6 protein-coding genes are annotated in these 7,100 nt (G+C 63.0%); 2 read left to right on the forward strand and 4 right to left on the reverse strand.

Annotation, left to right across the window (positions count from 1 at the left end):
* Nucleotides 1–2,014: 2,014 nt before the first annotated feature.
* Genes AC1DJT_RS32220 through AC1DJT_RS32230 form a run of 3 tightly spaced genes read right to left on the reverse strand, consistent with a single transcriptional unit; the run spans nt 2,015 to nt 5,141 of the window.
* Nucleotides 2,015–2,887: an efflux RND transporter periplasmic adaptor subunit gene (locus AC1DJT_RS32220; protein ID WP_476835666.1), complete on the reverse strand. Its 873-nt coding sequence runs from the start codon at nt 2,885–2,887 to the stop codon at nt 2,015–2,017.
* Entirely contained in the window at nt 2,884–3,093 is a 210-nt protein-coding gene (locus AC1DJT_RS32225) for a DUF1656 domain-containing protein (RefSeq protein ID WP_441493803.1), read from the reverse strand. Before AC1DJT_RS32225 ends, AC1DJT_RS32220 begins: the two co-directional genes overlap by 4 nt.
* A complete protein-coding gene (locus tag AC1DJT_RS32230; protein WP_441493802.1) occupies nt 3,090–5,141 on the reverse strand; it encodes an FUSC family protein in 2,052 nt (683 codons plus the stop codon). Before AC1DJT_RS32230 ends, AC1DJT_RS32225 begins: the two co-directional genes overlap by 4 nt.
* 237 nt (nt 5,142–5,378) lie before the next feature.
* Here AC1DJT_RS32230 and AC1DJT_RS32235 point away from each other — a divergent pair, with 237 nt between their 5' ends.
* Nucleotides 5,379–5,504 (forward strand): hypothetical protein, encoded by a 126-nt coding sequence (locus AC1DJT_RS32235; RefSeq protein WP_476771029.1) that lies wholly within the window; start codon nt 5,379–5,381, stop codon nt 5,502–5,504.
* Between the two features lie 157 nt (nt 5,505–5,661).
* Nucleotides 5,662–6,150, forward strand: a complete 489-nt coding sequence (locus AC1DJT_RS32240) for a GNAT family N-acetyltransferase (protein ID WP_476835667.1) — start codon at nt 5,662–5,664, stop codon at nt 6,148–6,150.
* A 544-nt stretch (nt 6,151–6,694) separates the two neighbouring features.
* Here the strand turns inward: AC1DJT_RS32240 and AC1DJT_RS32245 are convergent.
* Nucleotides 6,695–7,100 (reverse strand): universal stress protein (locus AC1DJT_RS32245; RefSeq protein ID WP_476835668.1); only part of this gene is annotated, 406 nt, incomplete at its 5' end.

The following is a 7,100-nucleotide window of genomic DNA, read 5'->3' on the forward strand; positions in this document are numbered from 1 at the left end:
CTCATGATTCCCTCCCCTTGAGCTTCGGTCGAAGAGCGAATGCCCGCCTCACGGCGGGCATTTTGCATTTCAGGGCTGCTTTCACTTGAGCCGGAATCCGGCTGCGAACTCGTCCGAGCCGTGAAAGCCCGAGCTCAACCCCTCCTTGTCATCGGGGGCAGCCTCGCCGCCACGAAACCTGATTGGGTAAAACTTCCGCGCCAAGTCCGCGAGCTTGGCCTCTCGCGAGTCGACCGACCCAAGAGCGGACGCTCCAAACGTCGGGAATGGGTCGTTTCGGACGTGTCACCGTCGCTGGCTTCAGCTCTGCTTTCGGGCCGAAGCCAGAGCCCGCTCCTGGCGCCGAGCGGCTCGGCCTGAATGTCGACGTGCAGACGATGGACTGGGGCACCGTGCGCCTGGGCCTCGTCGGTGCTGGCCAGCCATTGCGCCGTCAGCGTCTCCATCTCCGGGCAAAAGCTGCTGGACGATGTCCAGCGCAGCGCTTGACCAGGCTGCCTATCGTCAGCACCATGCGGCATTGCACGACCTTGCCATGACAATCTTCGGCGGCAGGAGGTGGGGGTAGCGGACAGGCCGGCACTAATCCAAGGCTCCCCGGCACCCCTCCCCTGGGTGACACTGCCGGGTGCAGGAGACCCCGTAGCGCCAGGGCTCTCCCAAACTGGTGTCTACGGGGTTTTTCGCCAGAGGTTTCGAGTGAAAACCGACTGACCGAACGAAATCGCCGCTGCGGTGCTTCCCGCCCGCTATCGGCGCACGCTCGCACTTGGCTGTCTTGCCCCGCACACACGGAAAGTTGCCCCCCGCGGCTAGCGGCGATCATGTTCCTGGGAATGTGCGCCGAGGCCCGTGTCCTATTGAAACCGCTCGCCGCGTGACTGGCGCGGCGCTGAAGGGTTCGAAGGGAGCGGAGGCGCACCGACTGGCTCATCCGATGTGATGTCGACAATCTCCCTCGTGCCTGCCTTCACCAGTACGACAATTCGCCCATCGACGATCACCATGCCAAAAGGCAAGGATCGAGCCTCGCCGTCGAGGCCCACGACCCGGATCGAACGAGGAACCACGTCGCCAAGCCGAGGGACCCACTTGGAGCCGTTTTCGGTTGATCCGAATTCGGCAGCCGCCAGAGCTAGGGGAAAGGATGTGAAAACGGCGATTCCACGCAGCAGCATCGGATTTCGCCTCATTTCTGGGTGCGGGAAACCATGACAATGACGGCCGGTAAAGCGCGCGGGTTGTCGCCGCCACCGGGGCGAAGCTGAAACCTCAGGAGCTGATGCCCAGGCTCATCCCGATGGACCCCAACGTTCCGAGCGCAAAAAACTCCAGTCGAACAGATGGTCCGCAGTCTTCGGATTGGCTTCATAAAATAACCGACCTCGAAACTAAAACACCTCGAGATACAATCTAAATCCATGTCACGAGACGCAAGGAACAGAGAAGTAGAAATACCGCAGAATGAGGCCAAGCAACCACTCGGCAACATGTGAAGCATGCCCGGAGCCATGAGAGACATGTCACCGACAAGCGAGCCGACGGCAACAAAGGCAGGGATGAGAGACATGATCGAGACACTGACGTCTCGCGTGTTGTCCTGATGCGCGAACGCGGTCCTGAAGGCCATCGGTCTGGTCCTTCCGATAATCCGATACCGAGAGTTATCGCCCTTCCCGCTTCTGGCTTAAATGCGCTTGATCACATTGGCGGACCAACACGCGGCGAGACGAACCTCGGGTTCGCTCGCAGAGCATGTCTCGCGCCGACAGTGCTCGGCGATGCTCCGATCGCCGCGCACGCCTTCCAGCACGATGCGGCTTTTCTCTACTGCCGAGGACCGCGCGGGGTCTCGACGGGATGGCCGCGGAATTCATGCAAGGGCCACCCACGCCACGTCGGCCGGGTGCGCCGCCGCCGAGACATAGGCGCCCATCTCCGCCTCAGCGGCAGTGAGACGAGCACCATCCGAAGCATCGCGGTCCTGGCCCGTCGATGCCGCATCAAACGGTATCTACCTCGCGGAGCGGATTTCGACCGTGGCGGTTCGGCCCGACACGAGAAGCGTGCCGGGTGGGACTTCGTCGAGTGCAATGCGCACCGGCACGCGCTGCGCCAGCCGCACCCAGTTGAAGGTCGGATTGACGTCGGCGAGCAGATTGCTGCCCGCCCCGCGGTCGCGATCGTAGATGCCGGCCGCGATGCTTTCGACGCGACCGGTCAGGCGGGTGCCGTCGCCCATCAGGCGGATCGAAGCCGGATCGCCGACATGGATGCGCGAGAGCCTCGTCTCCTCGAAATAGCCCTCGACGCGCAACGTATCGGTATCGACCAGCGCCATGACGCCCTTGCCGGTGCTGACGAAACTGCCCGGACGCAGGGCCATATTGGTGATGACGCCGTTGACGGAGGCGCGTACCTCGCTGCGGTCGAGATTGAGCTGGGCGACACCGAGATCGGCCACGGCCTGTTCATGGGCCGCCTTGGCCACGAGCTGTGTCGCCCGCACCTCMTCCTGCCGCTGCCGGGAGACCGCGTCGGCACTCAACGTGTGATAGCGGTCGAAGTCGAGGTTCGCCTGTTCCAGCGACGCCTTCCGGCCGGCGACAACGGCTTCGGCCTGTTGCCGCGCCAGCTCGAACCGCGCCCGGTCGATCCTGAACAGCGGATCCCCGCGTTTGACCGGCTGGTTGTCGCGCACGAGGACCTCGGTCACGAAACCCGATACGTCGGGCGCCACCACCACGATATCGGCTCGGACACGACCATCCCGCGTCCAGGGGGCGTCCATGTAGTAGCCCCAGAGCCAGTGTCCGACCACGATGGCAGCGAGTACGGCGATGCCCGTGATCGCGTAGCGGCCGTATGACGCAAGCAGGTCTTTCACGCCAGAATCCCCGAAGAGAGAAAGACGACCATGCCAAGGAGGCAGGCGAAGACGGCCAGATCGAACAACGCCCGATGCCAGACGTGTTGATAGAGGCCGATCCGGCGGAACAACCGCGAGAGCAGCGCCGACAGGACATACGCGATCACGAACCCCAGCAGCAGCGAGGGAACATAGACGCCGAAGATGTCGAGGTCCGTTCTCATGCGAGTTGCATCGCGATCACCGGGGACTGAGGCATATAGGGCGGTGCTTGCGGGAACAATCCGCGCCTGATGCCGACAAGCCCGATCAGGGCGTCTTCCTTGGCCCCGGCACCGGGATCGTCGACGACTGCGGTCAATGTGGTGTCGATATCGGCGAGCAGGCTCTCGGGCATCGCCCCTCCCGGATAGGCGCGGAACGTGGCGGCCAGCCTGTCGAGCAAGCCGTCGATCGCCCGGACGGTGTTCTCCGAGAGCTGATGACGCGCGCGGCGCAGGTCGATGATGTTGAGACCGACCCGCAATTGGCCGAGGTTCTCGACGTCGCGTCGCTCGATTTCAGGAATGGCGGCGAGCCGCTGCACGAGCTGGTCGAGGCGGGCGAGCATGGCGCCGACGAAATTGGCCCGGTCGCGCTTACCGCGATGTTCCGCCGCCAGGGCGAGCGCGACCCAGCCCTTCCGCAGGAGGCGAGCCACGATCCATTCCGTGCGGATCGAGCGCAGCGTCCGCATCACCGCAATGGCGGCGGATATGCCCAACACGAAGGCGATCGCCGAATTGACGAACGCCGCGAAGTCCGCCTGATAGGTGGATTGCAGCGCCAGCATCGTCGCGAAGTTGACGGCGAGCGCGGTGCCTATCGCCGTCGTCGAGGGCCGCGCGATCAGATAACCGAACAAGACGAGCGTCGGCGCCAGGGCCACGACGACCACCTCAATGTCCGAGATCCGCGGGAGCAACGCGAACAGGTAAATTCCGGCGACGATGATGGCGACGACCGCCCATCCCCCGAAACTGCGCATGCCGATCGCCGGGTCGTCCCGGGAGGCGAAGATCGAGCATGCCACCGCAGCCATCATCGGGGCGGAGGCGCCATCGTGCCAACCGGTGCCGATCCAGAATGCGCAGCAAAGCAGGATTGCTATGGCCGTGGCGGCTGCCGACCAGATGGCGAGCATGGGATCGCGATGCCGGGCGACCTCGGCCCCTGCCTCCGGATCGAACCGAAGGGTGACACGGGAGGGATCCCGGCCTTCGTCGATCGCGGAGCGGAGCAAGCGGCAGTCCTGCAAGAGATCGGCGAGTTCCAGCAGGCGGATCAGCAGACTGACGATCAGGACCTGGTCCCAGCTCGAGTCGGTGGAGAGCCCAAGGCGACGGGCCTCGATCTCCAACGACAGTTCGAGCGTCGGTTGCGTGACGGAGCCGTCGTCGGCGATCCATGCAGACAGGCGCTCGAAGAGCCGGGCGAGATCGGGTTCATCGTCGCGCAACCGGGGACCGAGTGCCGCGATCCGGTCGTTGATCGAGGCAAGGATCGGCACGAGCATCAGCATGTGCCGCCGGAGAATGCGCAATCCACGCGCGGCCTCGATGTCGGTCAGCCGGTCATGATCGAGGTGGCTCTCCATGGCTTCGATCTCGACTGCTTCCCTCAGGAGCCGCTGCAAATGCTGCTCCTGGCCGACCCCGCTGCCGGCGAGGGCCTCCCGCGACAGCTTGGCCGCGGTCGCGAGCCAGTAATCGAGCCGCTCGGAGATGACCGTGCCGCTGCTCTGCGGGAATACCGTCCCGGAGATGACCGCAGCGCAGATGATGCCCAGCGAGATTTCCTGAACGCGCGCGATCGCGGTGTCGAAGATGCTGCCGGGATCCGAGACGGACGGAAAGGCGATGATCGCAGCCGTATAGCCCGACAGAAGGAAAGCGTAACTGCGTGCCGTCCCGTCCAGCAGCGCGAGGCAAAGGCACAGGCCGACCCATAACGCGATCGCCAGACACAGCAGTTCCGGTACGTTGACGAGGCTCGGCACCATGGCCATGGCGGCGACAGCGCCGATCACAGTCCCGAGCAGGCGGTAGATCGCCTTCGCGCTCGTCCCTCCGGCGAGGGGCTGCGAGGTGATGTAGACGGTGGCCATGGCCCAGGATGGGCGCGGGAGATCGATCCACAGCGCGATGACGAAGGCGAGTATGGCGGCGCCGAAGGTCTTGAGCGCGAAGATCAGGTCCGCGTGTCTGACCAGGAAGGGCCTGTCCGGGGGCATGTTCCGGTCTCTGAGGGCGTCGCGTTGGCATGGTTGCCCAATGATCGACGGACCGCAAGTCGAGCTGCGCATTCAGGATCCGGCCGCTCGGCGCGGATGTCGACGTGCAGACCTTGGACTTGGACACCGTCGTCCAGCGCCGCACCTCCAGGGAACCGGTTGAGCGCGGCGGCTGGAGCATTTTTCACACGAACTGGCCCGGTTCCTCCATCACCAATCGGGCGCGCCGAGATCGCCATGGAAGGCTTCGGCAAACCCGTCGGACAGCTGGTGACGCCGAATATCTTCGGGCTCGATCGCAATCTGCCAATCACCAAGCCCAATGCCGCACGCGCGAAACAGCTCCTCGAAGAGACAGATTAACAACTCAACCTTCCCTAGAGGGCGTTAATACAAAAACACCAAAAAAAGGGCAAAAACAGGACGTAGTTCGTGATCATATTCTCTTGATTTCGATTTAGACATTTGATAGCGAGCCGAAATTACTACGATTACTATCGACAGTGTAGGAAATTCGAATATGACAATCCCACCAAGTGATGCGGAGGTGACGTTTCGACGGGTCACGTCTGCAAATGTCTCTGAAATTTGTGAACTGAGCGAGACCCTGCCCGAAGAACAGAGGGATTTTGTCGCGGACAACGGGTCGTCGATTGCAGAAGGATTCTGTTCGGAATCGGCTTGGTTCCGTGGAGTTTATGCGGGTGATGTCTTGATCGGTTTCGTGATGGTGCACGAAGGATCGGATTGGGACGATGGGATCGACTGCCCTGGCCCTTACTTGTGGCGTTTCATGATCGCCAGGCCTTTTCAGAACCGCGGCTTTGGAAAGCAGGCAATCTCCAAGATCGCTGCGCGCCTCCGATCGCGGGGTATCAGAGAACTTTACACGAGCTTTGGCCTTGGGCCGGGCAGCCCGCAGGCATTCTATGAAAAGCTCGGCTTTTCTMCCACCGGCGGAATGTTCGACGAGGAGATCGAAGTCGTCCTTTCGCTCGTGGATCGGTGAACGGGCACCCCAGGACATCCTGACGGCGTCCTCCCCGCTGTTCTGGAACGTCCGCCGGATCTGACGCCCTGCCCTGTCGATTGGGACGAGCGATCGCGCTCGGAGCCTGACAGCAAACCCGCCGGAGAGATCCGGCGGGTTTTTGCGTCACGTCCGCTTCGGCAACCCKAGGCAGCCGTACACGGGCAGCGACCATAAACTCATGTGGCCATCCCACCGGTGTTGGCTCTTGGAAGGGGACAGTGTGAACCTCGGCCTGGCCGGAGGCGTTCCTGCAGGGCAGCAAACTCGATCTCGACCTCGAGGAATGCCGCGGCTGACATAGCCAGCGAAGCTTCCGCGACGAGATGCGGGCGTCATCGCAGGGGACGCTCCCTCCTCCGCGGGACGACGGTGCCGCGAGGACTGGCTCGGAGCCCCGCACCGGACAGATCGTGCCACGCGTCGCGTGCTCCACCCCCGCGGAATCGGTCCACGGATGTCTTGAGTCAGACAGGAGGACCGCCATGCCGAAGAAGCGTCACAAGCCGGAAGAGATCAGCGACTACCGGATCACCAGAACAGGGATTGTCGTCCTCGCCAGAACCTCTGATGTCTGACTGCCGAGCAAGACCTTCTGCACACCACGGCGGCCATGAGAGGACATGACGATAAGATCACAGCCATTGAGCTTGGCCGATCGGACGATTGCCTCGGCAGGCGAATCATCAATCTCGTGCTCCAGATCCACCGTAACGCCGTGTTTGGACGCGTGTTGTTCGATGGACGCAAATCGTTCCTTCATCAGCGCATCAATCTGGTGGTCGTAGCCCCCGATGGGATCACCGACGCCGCTAAGTCGGGCTGCGCGTGCCATGTCCGGGCTCAGGGGCTCCGACACGGTCAGAACGGTGACTTTCGCCCCGAGCGGCTTGGCGAGGGCCAGGCCATGTTCAAGTCCCTTGCGAGCA

Source organism: Allobosea sp. 05T422_2 (assembly GCF_056396265.1).